Origin of the sequence: Enterococcus sp. C76 (genome assembly GCF_040886985.1) — a bacterium.
In the GTDB taxonomy this organism is placed as follows: domain Bacteria; phylum Bacillota; class Bacilli; order Lactobacillales; family Enterococcaceae; genus Enterococcus_B; species Enterococcus_B lactis.
The window spans coordinates 1-17,670 of record NZ_JBFOEY010000017.1; the positions used below are offsets into that span (position 1 = coordinate 1).

Annotated in this window: 24 protein-coding genes and 3 pseudogenes; 26 read left to right on the forward strand and 1 reads right to left on the reverse strand. The window is 33.0% G+C overall.

The window, feature by feature from the left end; all coding sequences use genetic code 11:
• The 18 genes and pseudogenes from AB3I00_RS14170 to AB3I00_RS14255 form a co-directional block, all read left to right on the forward strand.
• Positions 1-477, forward strand: a pseudogene (locus AB3I00_RS14170) (hypothetical protein); the annotation flags it as partial.
• Positions 478-537: 60 nt separating this feature from the next.
• Positions 538-996 carry a hypothetical protein gene (locus AB3I00_RS14175; RefSeq protein ID WP_368025543.1) on the forward strand — a complete coding sequence of 153 codons (459 nt, stop codon included), beginning with the start codon at positions 538-540 and terminating at the stop codon, positions 994-996.
• 291 nt (positions 997-1,287) lie between these two features.
• On the forward strand, positions 1,288-1,974 hold the full coding sequence (locus AB3I00_RS14180; RefSeq protein WP_368025544.1) for a topoisomerase DNA-binding C4 zinc finger domain-containing protein: 687 nt from the start codon (positions 1,288-1,290) through the stop codon (positions 1,972-1,974).
• A 51-nt stretch (positions 1,975-2,025) separates the two neighbouring features.
• Positions 2,026-2,379, forward strand: coding sequence for a plasmid mobilization relaxosome protein MobC (gene mobC / locus AB3I00_RS14185; protein WP_368025545.1), 354 nt, complete (start codon positions 2,026-2,028; stop codon positions 2,377-2,379).
• A 2-nt stretch (positions 2,380-2,381) separates the two neighbouring features.
• Positions 2,382-4,055 carry a relaxase/mobilization nuclease domain-containing protein gene (locus tag AB3I00_RS14190; RefSeq protein WP_368025546.1) on the forward strand — a complete coding sequence of 558 codons (1,674 nt, stop codon included), beginning with the start codon at positions 2,382-2,384 and terminating at the stop codon, positions 4,053-4,055.
• The gene (locus AB3I00_RS14195) at positions 4,055-4,333 is read left to right on the forward strand and encodes a hypothetical protein (protein WP_368025547.1); all 279 of its coding nucleotides are present in this window, start codon (positions 4,055-4,057) and stop codon (positions 4,331-4,333) included. Before AB3I00_RS14190 ends, AB3I00_RS14195 begins: the two co-directional genes overlap by 1 nt.
• A gap of 103 nt (positions 4,334-4,436) precedes the next feature.
• Entirely contained in the window at positions 4,437-4,922 is a 486-nt protein-coding gene (locus tag AB3I00_RS14200; protein ID WP_368025548.1) for a transcriptional regulator, read from the forward strand.
• A complete protein-coding gene (locus tag AB3I00_RS14205) occupies positions 4,912-5,280 on the forward strand; it encodes a hypothetical protein (RefSeq protein ID WP_368025549.1) in 369 nt (122 codons plus the stop codon). Before AB3I00_RS14200 ends, AB3I00_RS14205 begins: the two co-directional genes overlap by 11 nt.
• A gap of 101 nt (positions 5,281-5,381) precedes the next feature.
• Positions 5,382-6,833, forward strand: a complete 1,452-nt coding sequence (gene dcm, locus AB3I00_RS14210) for a DNA (cytosine-5-)-methyltransferase (protein ID WP_368025550.1) — start codon at positions 5,382-5,384, stop codon at positions 6,831-6,833.
• A 99-nt stretch (positions 6,834-6,932) separates the two neighbouring features.
• Positions 6,933-7,682 (forward strand): site-specific DNA-methyltransferase, encoded by a 750-nt coding sequence (locus AB3I00_RS14215; protein ID WP_368025551.1) that lies wholly within the window; start codon positions 6,933-6,935, stop codon positions 7,680-7,682.
• Between the two features lie 311 nt (positions 7,683-7,993).
• Positions 7,994-9,415 carry a glycoside hydrolase family 1 protein gene (locus AB3I00_RS14220; RefSeq protein ID WP_368025552.1) on the forward strand — a complete coding sequence of 474 codons (1,422 nt, stop codon included), beginning with the start codon at positions 7,994-7,996 and terminating at the stop codon, positions 9,413-9,415.
• A 16-nt stretch (positions 9,416-9,431) separates the two neighbouring features.
• Positions 9,432-9,737, forward strand: coding sequence for a PTS sugar transporter subunit IIB (locus AB3I00_RS14225; RefSeq protein WP_368025553.1), 306 nt, complete (start codon positions 9,432-9,434; stop codon positions 9,735-9,737).
• Positions 9,738-9,762: 25 nt separating this feature from the next.
• Complete coding sequence (locus AB3I00_RS14230) at positions 9,763-11,022, forward strand: PTS sugar transporter subunit IIC (RefSeq protein ID WP_368025554.1); 1,260 nt, start codon at positions 9,763-9,765, stop codon at positions 11,020-11,022.
• A gap of 299 nt (positions 11,023-11,321) precedes the next feature.
• Positions 11,322-11,636, forward strand: coding sequence for a PTS lactose/cellobiose transporter subunit IIA (locus AB3I00_RS14235; RefSeq protein ID WP_368025555.1), 315 nt, complete (start codon positions 11,322-11,324; stop codon positions 11,634-11,636).
• Positions 11,637-11,689: 53 nt separating this feature from the next.
• Positions 11,690-11,854 carry a hypothetical protein gene (locus tag AB3I00_RS14240; RefSeq protein ID WP_368025556.1) on the forward strand — a complete coding sequence of 55 codons (165 nt, stop codon included), beginning with the start codon at positions 11,690-11,692 and terminating at the stop codon, positions 11,852-11,854.
• Positions 11,855-11,988: 134 nt separating this feature from the next.
• On the forward strand, positions 11,989-12,186 hold the full coding sequence (locus AB3I00_RS14245; protein WP_368025557.1) for a BadF/BadG/BcrA/BcrD ATPase family protein: 198 nt from the start codon (positions 11,989-11,991) through the stop codon (positions 12,184-12,186).
• A gap of 76 nt (positions 12,187-12,262) precedes the next feature.
• Positions 12,263-13,204, forward strand: a complete 942-nt coding sequence (locus tag AB3I00_RS14250) for a MurR/RpiR family transcriptional regulator (RefSeq protein WP_368025558.1) — start codon at positions 12,263-12,265, stop codon at positions 13,202-13,204.
• Between the two features lie 227 nt (positions 13,205-13,431).
• Positions 13,432-14,218 (forward strand): annotated as a pseudogene (locus AB3I00_RS14255) (transposase).
• A 44-nt stretch (positions 14,219-14,262) separates the two neighbouring features.
• On the opposite strand, the gene AB3I00_RS14260 reads toward AB3I00_RS14255, so the two are convergent.
• Positions 14,263-14,514, reverse strand: a complete 252-nt coding sequence (locus tag AB3I00_RS14260; RefSeq protein ID WP_368025559.1) for a hypothetical protein — start codon at positions 14,512-14,514, stop codon at positions 14,263-14,265.
• A gap of 127 nt (positions 14,515-14,641) precedes the next feature.
• Here AB3I00_RS14260 and AB3I00_RS14265 point away from each other — a divergent pair, with 127 nt between their 5' ends.
• From AB3I00_RS14265 to AB3I00_RS14300, 8 genes and pseudogenes are all read left to right on the forward strand, one after another.
• The gene (locus tag AB3I00_RS14265) at positions 14,642-14,932 is read left to right on the forward strand and encodes a hypothetical protein (RefSeq protein WP_368025560.1); all 291 of its coding nucleotides are present in this window, start codon (positions 14,642-14,644) and stop codon (positions 14,930-14,932) included.
• A gap of 7 nt (positions 14,933-14,939) precedes the next feature.
• On the forward strand, positions 14,940-15,068 hold the full coding sequence (locus tag AB3I00_RS14270) for a hypothetical protein (RefSeq protein WP_368025561.1): 129 nt from the start codon (positions 14,940-14,942) through the stop codon (positions 15,066-15,068).
• Between the two features lie 20 nt (positions 15,069-15,088).
• Positions 15,089-15,652: pseudogene (locus AB3I00_RS14275) on the forward strand (DNA/RNA non-specific endonuclease); the annotation flags it as partial.
• Positions 15,653-15,657: 5 nt separating this feature from the next.
• Entirely contained in the window at positions 15,658-15,903 is a 246-nt protein-coding gene (locus AB3I00_RS14280) for a hypothetical protein (protein ID WP_368025562.1), read from the forward strand.
• A gap of 137 nt (positions 15,904-16,040) precedes the next feature.
• On the forward strand, positions 16,041-16,220 hold the full coding sequence (locus AB3I00_RS14285) for a hypothetical protein (protein WP_368025563.1): 180 nt from the start codon (positions 16,041-16,043) through the stop codon (positions 16,218-16,220).
• Complete coding sequence (locus AB3I00_RS14290) at positions 16,207-16,446, forward strand: hypothetical protein (protein ID WP_368025564.1); 240 nt, start codon at positions 16,207-16,209, stop codon at positions 16,444-16,446. Before AB3I00_RS14285 ends, AB3I00_RS14290 begins: the two co-directional genes overlap by 14 nt.
• Complete coding sequence (locus AB3I00_RS14295; RefSeq protein ID WP_368025565.1) at positions 16,446-16,769, forward strand: hypothetical protein; 324 nt, start codon at positions 16,446-16,448, stop codon at positions 16,767-16,769. The genes AB3I00_RS14290 and AB3I00_RS14295 overlap by 1 nt, the downstream gene beginning before the upstream one ends.
• Before the next feature lie 19 nt (positions 16,770-16,788).
• Positions 16,789-17,583, forward strand: coding sequence for a ParA family protein (locus AB3I00_RS14300; RefSeq protein WP_165007498.1), 795 nt, complete (start codon positions 16,789-16,791; stop codon positions 17,581-17,583).
• Positions 17,584-17,670: the final 87 nt, after the last annotated feature.

The window sequence follows — 17,670 nt, forward strand, 5'->3', positions numbered from 1 at the left end:
GCGCATGCGTTATTGCATGCAGATTCACAAGTAATATTCGGTGATTCGACTTATCGTCAACAAGAATTTGAAGCAGAGTCGTTAGCTTATATTATTTGTAATCATCTTGGAATTGATTCTAGCTCGTATACGTTTGGTTATCTTTCTTCTTGGACAACGCAAGGAAAAGACATTGATTCATTTACGAAATCATTGGAACGAATCACACATCAAGCGCAGGAAATGATTGAGCAATTAGATAAAAAAATGACAATCATTTATGGAATTGATCCGCCAGAAAATAAATTTGAAGAGCGTTTAGTACTTGCACAGTTAAAAAGACAACAAGAAGAAAAAGATTTATCGGTCAAAAAAAGACTAGAAGTCAAAAATGAAAGTAGTGAGCCGTCAGAAACAACATCTGAAGTTAATCAATCCACTGAAGTCGAAGAGACAAAAGAGTCCCCAAAAGTGAATCGTCCTCAGTTGACGCATTGAATAACCGACTGAGGACAACGAAAAAGAAATTAGTAATAGGAAAAAATAAGGAGGAAGAAAATGACCAATGAAGAATTTGAATTTATCTTAGCTCAAGTATTACTGGTAGATCCAATGAGTGATAAGCCAAAAATTCATAGTAAACGAAAAACGATGCCAAAACAACAAATGTTGCGACGACTTGAAAAAATGATTCAGAGTTATGAAGAAGCTGAGGTGGAAGTGGATTTAAGTTTGTACAAAGAAGCAGTTGAACGAATAAAATCAATTCGTTCCGATAGAGAGTATAGAGGTTTGATTCAGGAAATTGTGAATTGTTATGATCCTAACTATGGTGTTATGAAAAAAAACAATACAGACAATCATTCGTTGCCAGAAATTCAAGGTGAAGAAAAACAAAAAGAAAATGACGAACTGATTTTGAAAAATCAGACTCTCAATGAATCGAAAGATCATTCGCAAGAAAATTGGTTTCGCTCAATGATGAATTCTTGTCTTGGAAAAATGAAATCAAATTAATTATTTCGTAGTGAAAACGGGGATTGGGGCAGGCCCCAAAAATTTAAAAGGAACTCGATTTTTATCGGGTTCCTTTTAAAATATCGCAAGATGCTATCATCTTGCCATGCTTGCAAAAGGTGAAAAACGTCTGAGCGTTTGAGGAAAAAATTTGTTTTTCCTCAAGAGGGGTGCAGGGGAGAAGCTCGGTCGCCCCTGCCGGCTCTAAAAAATCTGTAAATTTTTGTGTTCGTTTTTTGAGTACAGATTATTTTTATCATGTGTTAAAATCCTCTTGGAGGTGTTTTTTTCATGTTTGATAAACTTAATTTTTTCAAAAAAAAAGACGAGTTGTCTAAAGAAATTTGTCCAGAATGTGGTGGAACACTGATTGTGAGAAATGGAAAATATGGGGAATTCTTAGGATGTAATAATTTTCCTAAGTGTAGGTTTACAAAGAACATTCGAGAAGAAATTCCTTTTGAAGAATTAAGCGTGTCTATTTTAAAACATATTAATATTATTAGTGGTGAACAATTTTGTTTTAGATGTAAGAACAAAACAAGAGTATCTGGCTTGGGATTATTAAATGATGACACTCAATTTTTAACTAAGTCTAATCTAAAAATTTCAGATTATGGTTTTGATGTTTATATTGTTCCTTGGTCAGAAATAATTGGTCAATTTGATGATAATTTTAAAAGTTATATTCATGACCACTATGGCATTGAACGTAGATTTTCAAGAACGATCGGAGAATCATATTATGCAAATACGTGTAAGCATTGCAAAGTGATTCAAGGAGATAATTTTGTATATAAGGATACTGGACATGGGTCACCATTCAATTATTTCAGTAAGGAAAGTTTGGTAATTGAACAAATAAAAATATTATCCAATGAAAAGATAATTTCATGTTTTTTTGATACGTTGAGTTCTCCTGTTCTTTATTACTTACCACGTTCAGAAATAAAAAAATCAAAATATTTTATTAAGTAAATTTTTTAGAGCACAATACAATATTGTGTTCTATTTTTTTAGGAGAAAAATATGAAACAAAGGAATTTAAGAAGACCAATTCAACGACTTGTTCGTTTTAACGAACAAGAAAATGAGTACATTAATAGAAAAATAAAAAAAAGTCCGTATAAGAATTTTCAAAATTTTGCAAGAATACTTTTGATTCAAGGAGAGATTCGATATGTAGATTTTTCTGATTTAAGACGATTAGTTAGTGCCGTCAATCGAGTGGGGAATAATATCAATCAAATTGCTCGATTGGCGAATCAATTTCAGGAAATCTCGCAAAAGGACATTGAGAGTCTTACTGAAGAAGTGAGTAGTTTAAAACAATTGGTTGAAGAAACCCTAAAAGAAGAAATCAAGAAAGAGCGAAGTGTTTAAGCATGGTTTATACAAAAGCAATTCCGATTCATGGGGTAAAGCATTTGAGTCAACTAGAAAAATATATTGAAGATGCAATGAAAACAACTATCGATGGTGAGACCAGTCACTTAGATCATTTATTCAATTATATTGCTAATGAGAATAAGACAATGAGTAAGCAACTTTATTCGGGGTATCAAATCATTGATATTAATAATGCTTCCAAAGAATTTTTGTTAACCAAGGAAAGTATGTCAAAACAAAAAGGAACGGACATAGAATTTAATCCAAAGACCGAAAAAATGGAATGGAAACAAGCGAATATAGAAAATGGAGGCGGGAAAGGAAAACCAGTTTTAGGCTATCACCTCATTCAATCATTTTCTCCAGACGATAATTTGACGCCTGAACAAGTTCATGAGATTGGGCGCAAAACAATTTTGGAATTTACAGGCGGAGAATATGAGTTTGTGATTGCGACTCACAATGACAAAGATCATTTGCACAATCATATATTTGTCAATTCGACAAATATGGTGACGGGGAAATCAATGAGGTGGGAAAAACCTCAACGAAAAGATGGAACGACTTGGAATAAAACCAAAGAAGAATTTGAGCAAGTCTCAGATAAAATCGCGTCAAAGTATGGTGCAAAAATTATTACGAAGTCACCGAAAAACTCGCATAAGAAATATACCAAATGGCAGACGGAAACAATCTATAAAAGCAAAATCAAATCACGTCTTGATTTTCTGTTAGAACATTCGTCTGATATCAATGACTTTATTGAAAAAGCAGCGGCACTTCATGTATCAGTTGATTTTTCTAAGAAGTGGTCCACTTTTCGTTTGTTAGATGAACCGCAAATAAAAAATACGAGAGGAAGAAATTTATCAAAACGAGATCCAGAAAAATATAATCTTGATCGAATTGAACAACGTTTAAAAGAAAACGAAGGGAGCTTTTCTATTGATGACGTCTTGGAACGCTATGAAGAAAAAGAACAAGCGATTAAAAATGATTTTGATTACCTGGTTAAACTTGAAAGTTGGCAAATCGATTATGTAACTTCCAAAGGAATTTACTTAACAATCGATACAGGTGTAACAGAAAGAGGACAGCTATTTATTGGAGGGTACAAACTTGACCCATTGGAAAACGGGGAATATAATTTTTATTTTAAGCGAAGTGATATGTTTTACTTTATGAATGAGAAGAATTCTACTAAGAATAAATATATGACAGGTGAAACGCTTTTGAAGCAACTGAAGTTATATAATGGAACAATTCCATTACGGAAAGAACCAATTATTTCTAAACTGGATGATATTATTGCAGCTATTAATTTTTTAGCAGAACATGGTGTGAACGATAGTAAACAGATGGTACAGCTTGAAACAAAGTTGGAACGATCCTTAAAAGAAGCAGAAGCAAAGCTGAAAGAATTGGACCAAAAAATTATTGATTTGAATCAATTATCAAAAGGAATATTAACTGGAGAATCAAAGAATCGACGCTCAGAAGAGTCTGCATTGTCTTTTGATGAGATCAAAGAAGAAGTAAAAGCTGTGAAATTGAGTAAAGAAATTCTCCAAAACACATTTAATGACATTGTAAAAGATCTTGAATATTATCGTGAGATCCGAGCAGAATCAGAAAAAGAATTAGGGGCGGAAAAAAATTATCGGTTATAATGAGTAGTAGAAATCTTTATTTAAGAGCATTAACAAAAGAAACAGACGAATATTTGATAATTCCTAGACAGTTTGTTTCTTTTGCAACTGATTACACTAAGATGTCTAAACCGAATAAATTTGAAGAACATGTTCAAAGAGCGAATGAAAGGAAAAATAGCTTTGAGATAGGAAAAAATGTACTAGAAAATACAAAAATAAACGGAAATATTTTTAATGAAAAAGTATTGGTGAGTATTAATCAACCAATGCTTTTTTGTTTTGAAAAAATAGGGTAAAAATTGCTGAAGTTTTTTTGTTTATTATCGCCTCCACATAAAAAGTATAGTCAAAGGAATGGCTTTATTCAATTGAAGAATGTTTTTTTGTCAAGGAGGGAATATGGAATTATTTGATGTTACAAAATATCAGTTGCCGTCTGAAGATATTGTTCAATGGGAAAAAACAAAAGAAAAATTAGGGATCTTTCTTTCTGAATATAAGAGTTCACGAGAAAAAATGGGAATTCCAACAAACCCTAAAATTCAAGAGCAATATTCTTTTTTACACAAAGAAAATGTTTCAAAAGAATTGTTTGATGATCCGTCTTATCAAGAATTTTTATTCCTTCATAAAATTTTTTTGACAGGATATTTAGCAATAATTCACCCTTATAAGCCAGAAATAACGGAACGAAGGAGAAAGATATTTCTTTTGAGGTATTTGTATGGGTTATCTGTTTCTCTTGTCAGTGAGAGAATTCATTACCAAAAAAATATTATTTTAAGCGATTCAAAGCAAGCGTTGATTCAATTTACTTCAGCTTTACATTTGATCGTGCTAAAACAAATAAACGGACAGAAAGTAGATGATTCTTGTGGAGATTGATGATCTTTCTTATGAATTATGTAAGATTAGAAATTTAGTAGAAAATCCGTTGATGAAGGAAAGAATTTCTTATCAAGTTTGGTTGATAAATAATAATGGAATAATTATTCCTGGGAATGAAATGGGGAAATATGCGTTACCTATAACAATGCTTCTCGAAGATCTTCAGCAAATTGAAAGAATAGAATCTAGTTTTGTGGCTAATCTATCGAGAAAATTACAACAAGAAATACAGAAAGAAGGAGTGGAGGAGTTCACTTTAGAAGAACTTAAAAATTACGAGTTTAGAGTTCAAAAAAAACATTTTTATCCAGGAATTGATGAAAAGCAGCATAAAAAAGGCCCGCGAAAAATTTAAACTTTTAGTCAACTTTTTCGTTCATTTTGACCAACAGTGTGATTGTTATTCTTTTTTTACAAGCTTGAATAAACGAAACACAGCTGTGGGAAAGGCAATGGATGAGAAAGAAAACACAATCTTTAACTTTTATTGATTTATTTGCAGGTGTTGGAGGTTTTAGATTAGGAATGGAGCGAGCTGGTCATAGATGTGTAGGTTTTTGTGAAATTGATAAGTATGCGAGACAAAGTTATAAAGCTATATTCGATACAACAAATGAGGTGGAAATGCATGACATTACAAAAGTATCAGATGACACTATTCGAGGATTCGGACATGTCGATATTATCACCGGAGGATTTCCGTGCCAAGCTTTCAGTCTTGCGGGGAAAAGAAGAGGTTTCGAAGATGTTAGAGGAACTCTCTTTTTTGAAATTGCACGCTTCGCACATATTCTGCGACCAAGCTTTATATTCCTTGAAAACGTCAAGGGATTGCTTAACCACGAAAGAGGGACTACGTTCGAAACAATCCTCCGAACGTTGGATGGATTGGGGTATGACGTGGACTGGCAAGTGTTTAACAGCAAGGATTTTGTTGCACAAAACAGGGAACGTGTATTTATTATCGGATATTTTAGAAAATCAAGTGCCCGAAAGTTTTTACCTCTCACAGGAGAAAAAGAATCAATTAATCAAGAATCAGCAAAAATTAATCTAGCTGGTACAACGAACAAGAAAAACAATTTGAATACAAATATAAGAGAACGAACCTATTATACAGACGGTTTAATCGGAACTTTGACAGCGACTGATTATAAGATGCCAAAACAGATCGTTATAGGGAATGTGAATCCAAGTGGTCAAGGAATGAATGGACAAGTCTGTAGTTCAGAAGGGCTTGCGCCAACATTAACAACGAATAAAGGTGAGGGAACTAAAGTGGCGATTCCGGTTCTTTCTCCAGATAAACGAAATATACGTCAGCAAGGACGAAGAACAAAAAATAATCAAGAAGCTATGTTCACACTTACAGCTCAAGATCGACATGGAATTATTGTTGAAGGAAAGCTTGATGGAAATTATCGATCGTCTGTTACTGTCTACTCCACTGAGGGAATATCTCCAACGTTAAACACGATGCAAGGAGGAGGGCAACAGCCTAAAATTCTAGTTAAAGAAGCAACGAAAAAAGGCTACGCAATTGCGGAAGCTGGGGACAGTATCAATTTTGCTTATCCAAAATCGAATAAGCGTCGGGGACGGGTAGGTAAACAATCGGCACATACACTTGTAACAGGTGATCAACAAGCAGTCGTCACAAATGACTTTCAAATACGAAAGTTGACTCCGATGGAATGTTGGCGTCTACAAGCTTTTCCAGATTGGGCTTTTTTGGCTGCAAAATTTAATAGTAAAGAAATTGCAAGATATATTTTGGAAAATAGTTTAAATCATTATCAATGCGATTTTGAGCAGAAAATGTCAGATAGTCAATTGTATAAGCAAGCAGGTAATAGTGTGACAGTGGATGTAATCTACTACATTGCAAAAAATTTTCAACTTTTGTAGGAACATTCAGGGAAGCTTAAAGTACAATTTTGTTTTTATAGTATAAGTATCAAGACTTGAAAAAAATTGATTCAGGCCTGAATCGTAGAGGAGAAACCTATGATTCAATTAGATACGATTTACTTTGAAGACTGCTTAATTGGTATGGAAAAGATTGCAGATAATAGTATTGATCTGATTCTTTGTGATTTACCGTATGGTACAACTGCATGTTCCTGGGATACAATTTTGCCTTGGGACAAATTATGGAAGAACTATTTACGCGTTACGAAAGAAAACAGTGCAATTGTTTTATTTGGTGCAGAACCATTTTCGACTCAACTACGAATGAGTAATTGGAAAAATTATAAATATGATTGGTATTGGATAAAGAATACTGCGACAGCGTTCACTCTAGCGAAGAAACAGCCAATGCGTTCTGTAGAAACAATCTCTGTATTTTCTAAAGGGACACCTTCATACTATCCGCAAGGGTTAGAAAAAATAAAAACTCCTGAGAGCCAGATGAGGAAATACTCTGAAGGAACCGTCTATAAATCAAAATATTTAGCCGGAAAGGAGTATGTTCAGGAATTTACTGGTTACCCGAATAATGTATTGCGTTTTGACAAAGAATCAAAGAATACTTTTCATCCGACACAAAAACCTGTAAAGTTGCTTGAATATTTAGTAAAAACATACTCGAAGAAGGGGGAAATTGTCTTAGATAACTGTATGGGAAGTGGGACAACTGCAATTGCTTGTATCAATACAGATCGTCATTTTATTGGATTTGAGACAAATGGAGACTATTATACCAGAGCTATCGATAGAATAAAGAATAATGTGACGCAACTAGAACTATTTTAGTTAACTTCTAAAGAAAAAGAGGGATTAAACAAGAAAAACAGTTATTCCACCTGGAATAGCTCAGACTGTAGACAAAAAGGAGTTGGCAATTAAGCCACTCCTTTTTGTCTACAGTCTGAGTAAAATAGAAATTTACCAGTTGTTTTTTTGGAATAAAAAATCTTGTTTTTTATAAAAATGTTGAAATAAAAATTCGTAGGATGTACAATTAGCTATGTAATTATGATTCTATGTTTAATTGGTTCGTCTAGTATTTATGATCATAATTATAATTTTTTACTTCTGCAAAGAAAGGGGTTACAAAAGTGATCATGTGGGGAGGAGCGACTGCGGCAAGTCAATATGAAGGAGGTTTTGACAAAAAAAAAGGAATCGATACTCAAGATTGTAGACCATATTTGCCAAGAAATAGTAATGCAACTACGCAGACGAGATTATTAACCAAACAAGTGATTCAAGAATCGAAAAGTGAAGAAGGTAAGCTGTATTATCCATTTAGAGTTGGAACGAAAGGTTATGAGCATGTAGAAGAAGATTTAAATTTATTGAAAGAATTGGGAATTCAAATTTATCGTTTTTCATTAAGTTGGGCAAGGTTATTTCCAAAAGGTATTGAAGAAAAACCAGATATGGAGGGCGTTCAGTACTACGATCAGATTTTTGAATTTTGTTCACAGAACAACATTAAAATTTTTCTAACAATGAATCATTATGCAGTACCTTTGTATCTGGTCGAAAATTATGGTGGGTGGACGAATAGAAATATGATTCACTACTATTTGAATTTTGCGAATTTTGTATTTGAGCGTTGGGGGAGTTATGTTGATTATTGGCTACCTTTTAATGAGATAAATGCTGGTTACTTTAGTCCATATAATGGAACCGGTTTAATTAAGCCGGAAAGTGAAGGCTATGATATGCAAAAAGTTTTTGAATCTTTGCATCATCAGTTTGTTGCGAATGCGAAAACGATACAGTTAGCTAAAAAAATGAAGGTATCTGGGGAGTTTGGCGCAATGATTTCTTGTTTTTGTTATTACCCATTTACGCCAAAACCAGAAGATAATTTCAAATTAGTGAAGGAAGAACAAGTTAATCAATGGTTTTGTAGTGATGTGCTAATGAAAGGGAAATATCCTTATTATATGGATGATTTTTTTGAAAAAAATAACGTTAACTTGAATATAACAAAAGATGATAAAAAAGTATTGAGTGAATTTCCTTGTGAGTTTATTTCATTTTCTTATTATTCTTCAAGTGTTGTCACTACAGAAGAAGTGGAAAAAACTGCTGGTAATTTAGTTATTACAACTAAAAATCCTTATCTTCAAGCTAGTGAGTGGGGATGGCAGATTGATGCAATAGGGTTACGTACAACTTTGAATAAAGTTTATGATCGCTATAATTGTCCTGTCATTATTGCTGAAAATGGGTTTGGTGCGAAGGATGTATTGGAAAAAGAACAAGTTCATGATTTGTATCGAATCAATTATTTTGATTCTCATTTTAACGAGATCATTAAGGCAGAAAAAGAAGATAAAGTGGATATTCGTGCATATATTGCTTGGGGCATTATTGATATTGTTTCTGCTGGTAGTTGTGAAATGGATAAGCGGTATGGGGTAATTTATGTTGATGGGGATAATGAAGGAAATGGAACATACCATCGATACAAGAAAGACAGTTTTTATTGGTATCAAGATTTTATAAAGAAACAAACAAATAAAATTTAATTTGGAGGTAATTGTTATGAAACGCGTTTTATTTATTTGTTCTGGTGGAATGTCTAGTGCGATTATAGAAAATGCTTTAGAAAAGGAAGCAGAAAAAAATAATGTTGAATTAGAAAGTTCTGCAGTTGGAAGTGGCGAAGCAGAGCATGCAATGAAATCAAAGCAATGGGACATTGTTTTAGTTGCCCCGCAAGTGAAACATCGATTTAAATTATTTAAAGAGGTAGCAGATGAAATGAATTTACCAATTGAATTGATTCAACCTAGAGATTATAGTCCACTGGGAGGAAAACATTTATTAGCTTTAATTGAACAAAACTAATTAAAAGAAAGGTTGTAGACAGAATATGATCCGTTTTTTTGAAGTTTTAGAGGAAAAAGTGGCATTGCCTATGTCAAAAATTTCAGAACAACGTCATTTACGAGCTTTGCGAGATGGAGTTGTTTCGACGATACCATTCATTATCGTAGGAAGTTTCTTTTTAATTATTGCTTTTCCGCCAGTTCCAGAAACCTGGGGAATCCATCAATGGGCAGCTGAACATATTAGTGAAATATTAATCCCTTATCGAATGACTTTTTGGATTATGTCTTTATATATCTGTTTTGGTATTGGTTATAATTTAGCTAAAAGTTATGACTTGGATCCATTGACAGGGGGGCAATTATCAGTAGCTGCTTTTTTGTTAAGCATTATGCCAGTTCAATTTGATGAAGGGCTAATGTTACCCATGGAATCTTTAGGTTCAGTTGGAATTTTTCCATGTATGCTTTTAGCAATTTTTGCAGTGGAAGTTTTACGTTTTTGTAAAGTAAAAAACGTGATGTTTAAGATGCCTGAACAAGTTCCTAGTTCGGTGGCGCATTCTTTTGAGGCAGTTATTCCAGCTGCCATTGTAATTGCTGTTATTGGTACAATTAATGTAGTTTTTAAAATCAACTTAGAGCAAGTAATACAAGTTTTATTCTCTCCTTTAGTTAAAGCAGGGGATACCTTTTTAGGTGTGTTAGTTCCGGTCTTGTTAGTAACATTTTTGTGGCTATTTGGGATTCATGGAGATTCAATCGTTGGTTCTGTGGCACGTCCAATTTGGTTACAATATTTTACTGAAAATGCTGAAAAAGTGGCGAACCATCAAACACCTACGCATATTGCTCCAGAAACATTTTTTCAATGGTTTATTTGGATTGGCGGATCGGGAGCTACTTTAGGATTGATAATTTGCGCTATTATATTTGGTCGTGCCAAATATACAAAGTCAATTAGTCGAGCATGCTTGATCCCAAGTATTTTTAATATCAATGAACCAGTTATATTTGGATTCCCGATTATGCTTAATCCACTATTTTTTATTCCGTTTGTTTTAGCACCAGTAATTATGACTATTGTAACGTGGTTTGCGTTTAAATTAGAATTTATTCATTTGATGTACGTACAACCACCATGGACATTACCTGCACCAATTGGCGCTTTTTTAGCAACTGGCGGAGATTGGCATGCGATTGTGTTAGTGATTATAAATATCTTAATATCAACTTTTATTTATTATCCGTTCGTTAAAATTTATGACAAAAAACAATTACAACTTGAGTTGGAAGAAGAATGAGAGATAAATCCCGTTTTTTTAATGCTTTTGTTTATGTTTTGTGTTTATTAATCATAAATGTCATTCTTATTTATTTTAGTACTATTTATAATTCAAAAAAACTTTTATTTTGGGGAAATATTTTAGCAATAAGCTTTGTATTTCCAATGATAATTTTATACTTTGAAAAAAAAGAACCGTTTAAATGGAAGCGGTATATTTTTTTTACTTTTCTTACATTTGTAGTAATGTTTATGATTTGTAATCTATTTATTTATCGTCTTTTTTAACAGAATTAAATATTAATGGATGTGAAAAATATGGAAGAATTAGAAACAAAAATTTTTGATTTGATTGTTCATAGTGGGAATGCACGCGGATTGTTATTTGAAACGTTAGAATGTGCAGAGAATAAAGAATATTACGAAATAGATAATTTGTTAAACAAGGCAAAAGAGGAGATGAATATAGCACATAATATTCAAACTCAATTGATTCAAGATAATCTGGCCGGTAAAGGCGAAATTAGTTTACTATTGATTCATGCCCAAGATCAATTAATGACGGTTATGAGTGAACAAGCATTGATTGAGCGATTAATCAAAATGCAAAAGCAAATTAATGAAAATAATTAATATACTAAAAGAGGACTTAGTTATAAAGTCCTCTTTTTATGAGGAGTGTAGGTATGGAATATCTCACTGGAGTAGATGCTGGCGGCACAAAAACAAAATTTAGTATGTACGATGTAAATGGTGTTTTGGTTAAAGATTTTAACTTGGATGTAGCAAATATTGTTGTCCAAAAAGAGTATGCGTGGTCGATTATTCAACAAGGGTTAAATTTTTATTAACTAAATATCATAATGAAGTTAAAATGATTCTTGTAGGGATTGCAGGAATAGAAACAAGTGAGCTTTAAAATGACATAGAAAACAAATTAAAAGCATTATGTAACTGTTCATTCATTGTAATAAGTGATGCGAAATTGGCGTTAATCAATAGATTAAAAGGAAATGATGGTGTACTGATTATTTCAGGAACGGGCTCAGTTGGTTATGGTTTGCAGCATGCTACTTTTTATCGAGTAGGTGGGTGGGGACATATTTTAGGAGATGAGGGGAGTGCTTATTCTATTGGTTTGGCTTGTTACAAACAATTAGCAAATGAATTAGATGTTGGATAGGAACTAACTGATTTTTCTTTAGAATTTTTGGATTATATTGGTGAAAAAGATTCAATAAAAGCTATTAGTAGATTTTATGAAAAAAGCAAAAAAGAAATTGCAGACGCAACCTTGTTTGTTGCCATGTATGCGAAATTTGCCTATATCTCAAGATTTTAATACGCTGTGTATTATTACTATAGAAGGAACAAAGGAGAAAAAAATGAGTCTTATAAAAAACATTGAGAATGTTCAAAATGAGTTGTCCATGACTGAAGAGAAATTAGCTAGTTATATATTAGCTAATCTTGGTGATATTCCACACATGACTGCTCAAAAATTAGCAGATTTATCAGAAACAAGCCCAGCTACTGTTATTCGTTTTTCAAGAAAAATAGGTTATAAAAAATATTCTGATTTTAAATTAGCTGTTTCTCGTTCAATTGAACAACATGTTAGAAATGAATACAATTATATTTCGTTTGATGAATCATTTGAAGTTACTAAAAATAAAATATTAATTAATGACAAGTTGGTTGTAGATTCTATAGGGGAACTGTTAGATGAAAAAACTATTAACAAAATTGTTAAAGAACTTTATGATGCAGACAAGATTTATGTATTTGGTGTAGGAACTTCTGGAATAGCTGCAGAAGATATACGACAAAAGTGGTTGAAAATTGGGAAAATGGTTATCTTTGAAAAAGACAAATCATTGATTTTGGAACAAATAAAAAATGATTTAGAGTATAATAAGATCGTTTTTTGGGGGATTTCTCATTCAGGTAAAAACAGAGAAGTCTTACAATTGATTATAGAAGCCAGAAAGAATGATATAACAACAATTGGAATGACTCAGTTGGGTGGATCAGATTTAGAGAAGACAGTGCAGTATGTGCTTCAAACTTCTAGAACAGATAATATAGAAAATGGCCATTATGGAAGTGGTGCTACGCATTCGTTATTACTACAACTGTTGACCATTGATATCGTTTATTTTTTCTATTTGAAATATTCTAGAAGTGTAAATACTATATGAAGATAATCAAAAGCTTCATATTCCAAAAAACATAAACAGTACATTTTTTCCTTCATTCGGTAGTTTAAAAAATTCCGGCTCTTTGTCAAATGATGTTGATAATGAGAAATATTAGAATAAAAAGAACAGAAAGAAAAAATACTTCTTTCTGTTCAGACCGTAGACAAAGTCTATTTTTATGGATGATGTCTACAGTCTTTTCTTTTATAATAGATTTATGAAACCGAATACAAAGAGTGATAGTTATGATGTCTAAAAACAATACGAATGGTAGAAATCAATTTGCGATGCTCATGATTGATGATCTGGTTCCTCAAGATCATCTTGTTCGAAATATTGATGCCGCGCATGATTTTGAATTTATTTATCCAATCGTCAACGAATAGAGGCCGGAAAACGCCTTTTTACTTTGAACTTACAAAAGGAAGTGAAGCTGAAAGAAAAACAAGTAAGGCTGATCCGTAAAGCGGCTACTATGTCAAAGGCGAACGAGAAAAACAATTTGCTTATTCCGCACTTACTTCCTGTGAAGATAATGGTTTTATCTTATCTACATGAATCACATCAGGAAATGTACATGACAGCCAAGTCGCAATCGATCTGGTCAAACAGTCGAGTGGAGTGAAAAGAATGTTTCGTAAAAAAGACTTTTACTTGAAAACTGTACTTTGAGTACAAAATATCAAAAAATACTGACTCGACATGTTTGGGCGGATCTTATGATGAACTTGAACACCATACGGCGTTGAATAGAGAAATTTATAAAAAGAGAAAACAAAACATTGAACGAATATTTGCAGATGCAAAAGAAAAGCATGGTATGCGTTGGACGAAATATCAAGGTTTTGAAAAAGTCGCTACGCACACGATGCTTACGTTTGCTACCATGAATTAAAAAAACTAGCCACATGGCTATGGAAAGCAAAAAAGCCTATGGCTTTTTATTTCAAATTTCTACAAAGACTAACAAAAAGGAGTTGGCAATTAAGCCACTCCTTTTTGTCTACAATCTGAGTTATTCCACCTGGAATAGCTATCTTTTTTATTACTTTAGTAAATTATTTAGCATTATATGCTCTTTTTGTTCGAGCGTATTCTTCAAGTTCTTCTCGTAAATATAATTTTACTTTCGCAGGACCTTTGCCATCAGTTTCATAAAATGGAGTGATTTGACCAAGTTTAACTGATTGATTAAATGCATTTGTGGTTTGTCCAGTAATCTGAGCACCTATTTCTTTGCTGACCAAATGATCAGCAAGCCATTTAGAAAATTCTTTTTTTATTTTTGGATTGGATAAATCAATATGCATAGATCAATCCCCTTTCTGCTATTACTAGTATACAAAAAAATTAAAATTAATCAACTTTTACTTGTACTAGTATACAAGTAATGGTATAATAGACGTATAGAAAAGGTTAGAAAATAAGGAGGAAATCATGAATTTAATTAATATCTACAACGAAAGGACTTTAGAGTATATCGGTTCTTTTGAAAAGACAGAAAAAAATATTATTAATTTTGTAGCAAGTATACCACCATATAAAAATATTCGACTGGTAGAATGTTCTACTGATAACTTGATACTTACTACAATCGGCAATTTCCTAGATTATGTACCGGATCAGGAATGGCTACGAAAAATTTTACCTAGATTGATCGAAAAACAAACTGGAAACCTGCCGATTGAAAAAGTTATTATTTACAATCGCTATGAAGAAATGAGGTAGACAAACAATGAAGAAACTAAAAAAGGATTATGGAGCATTGTTTGGCTTGGTCGTGGTTGGTTCTGAATGGAATCAATCACCAACAGACCTAAGTGAAACATTTCATGAAGTACACAGTTTTTTGTCGATAAGCTAGAAAAAGAAGCTGCTGTAAGTAATGGACAGGTGCAGGTAGAAATAGTCAATCACAACCAGCCAAGCTTTTCTGAAAAAGAATTATCGTTAGAATTAGTTGCTTGGTAACGATTTTACAAATTAGATCATTTGAACCGTGTAGGAGAAGCGAATGCGATGTTACACAAAAGCATGATGCCGACTGAAAAACGAGAACGATTATATATCGATTCTACTGGTCGGAAACAAAAGAAAATGAAGAATGGGGATTATTTATATAATTGTTGCCATTTAATTGGTTACCAATTGACTGGAGAAAACAATAACCCTAAAAATTTGATGACAGGAACACGTTCGTTCAATACACCTGCCATGGTGGAATATGAAAATCAGATCGCAGGATATTTACGAGAAACAGGGAATCATGTGTGCTATCGTGTCACACCAGATTTTCGAGGAGAAGAACTGGTTGCTAGAGGTGTACAACTGGAAGCATAAAGTATAGAAGACAATCGAATTTCATTCAACGTGTATATACGCAATACACAAGAAGGTTATACAATCAATTATTTGACCGGCTCGTCAAGAGTAACTATGAGGGAGTGAAGAATATGTACCAATTTTCAAATCGAGAATGTTTTTGGGGAAGATTTTTGATTCCAATCAATCAATTCAATCAACGATATCATTGGCCGCCAACCTATATTAAGTGTGATTGTTCCGAGTTGGCAGAACACCAAATGAGAAGAAACCAAGGGCATTTCTATCCGACGTATATTTGGAAATGCTCTAACTGTAAAAGTCAGTATCGTTTGATTCGTGGGACAAGAAATTTCGAAGAAATAACCAGACTATAAAAAATTAGAAAAGGTTAATTAAAGTGATTTGATAAAAAACAGTCCTTATTTATTGAAATAAGGACTGAGGAATAAATATGAAAATTAATTACAAGTATTAGCAAATTTATTGTAAACAAAAAGGGGAAAAATTCAAGATGAATAAACGGCTAATTGTTGCACTGATTTTAGTAGGCATGATTACACGATTGTTACCTGGCATGTTTCAACTAGGACTATTTTCTAGTTTATTCATTTATTTGTTCATGTCCTGGGATGAATATATGTATCAACAAAGTACAGAAAAAGAAGGGAGTTTTCTAAGTGAAGAAAGATGATTCAAGTCCACATGTGAACCTAATAGCTCCACATGTGGATGAAAAAGTAAGAATTGATTGTTTAGTTTCAAGGGAAGTTAAAGAAATGTGGGACGAAATTGTTGCTAATGATCGAGCAAAAAGCAAAGTGCGTTATTATCCTGCTCATACGTTTGAACGAATCGTTCGTGGAGAATATCAGGTGATGAAAGCATTTGGTTTTCATGGAGGTGGAAAAACGAAGTAATGGATAAACGCTTTATGAAGATTCAAAAATTATTAGTTTTAGCGAATGATGCAAATGATCAGAAATCTATGAGTGCCTTAGCTAAAACAAGGCTATATTCAAGGTTATCTTGTAGGATTGCAAAAACAATTCTGGGAGCAAGTAAAAAACGGGTACGAAATGGCTCTTTACAAGTACCAGAACACGTGCAACAAGAGTTTGACCAATTATTGCTAGTACTAGAAAAAGGCACGTTTCATAAAACAAAAGACATGGTAGCATTTCAGGAAGGTGTACGAGAAGGGAAACAATTTAGAAAAAAGGAAAGTTTAGAATACAAATAATAAAGAGAGGGAAAAAACAATGACAAAATTTATTACAGTAAACAACAAAAAAGGTGGAACGGGGAAAACAAGCGTATCTTGTATGTTAGCAGTATATCTTTCACAATTCGGCAAAACGTGCTTGATTGATTCAGACGAAAGCGGTAATGCAACCAAACGTTTTACCGAAGAAATCGAGGAACAAGCAGAATTGACCCGATTATTTCGACGTCAAGTAGTCATACCAATGTCGGTTAGAGAGCAGTTAGATCTTGTTGCGGGAACAGCTGAATTAGAATTAGTGAATGCTGAATTAATTCAACGAATCAATAATACATTGATTTTTAGTAGCTATATTCGTCAACACGATACGTTTAAAAAATATGATTATGTTGTGATTGATACACGAAACGATAGTAACATAATAACCAATAATATGTTAGCAGTGTCAGATCTCGTTTTAGGGGTATCAGATCCAAGTGCAGATGGTTTTGAGGCCTTATTAAATTTAAGTAGCCATATTGATTATTTAACAACAGAGCTAATAGATGTTTTTACTGGTAAGAGCTATGTGCATGCGAAAGTACGTTATGTAGGTAACCAAATTGCACATAATACTGATGTTTCTCGACAGTTTAAACAAATCATTGCAATGAATGATTTGTTCTTAGGGTATTTCCAAGATCGCACAGCATTTGACGAAGCAAGTTTACAGCGAATTTCATTATTAGATTTGTTTGAACAAGAAAAGTATCAGCAAAAACAATATCAGGAATTTAAAAAACAAACATATGTATTATTAGAGAAAATTAAAATGAGTGTAGATGAGGATTAGGAGGCGAGCGAAGCAACGCCTCCTAAATACCTATGGAAAATACCTATGGAAAATACCTATGGAAAATACCTATGGAAAATACCTATG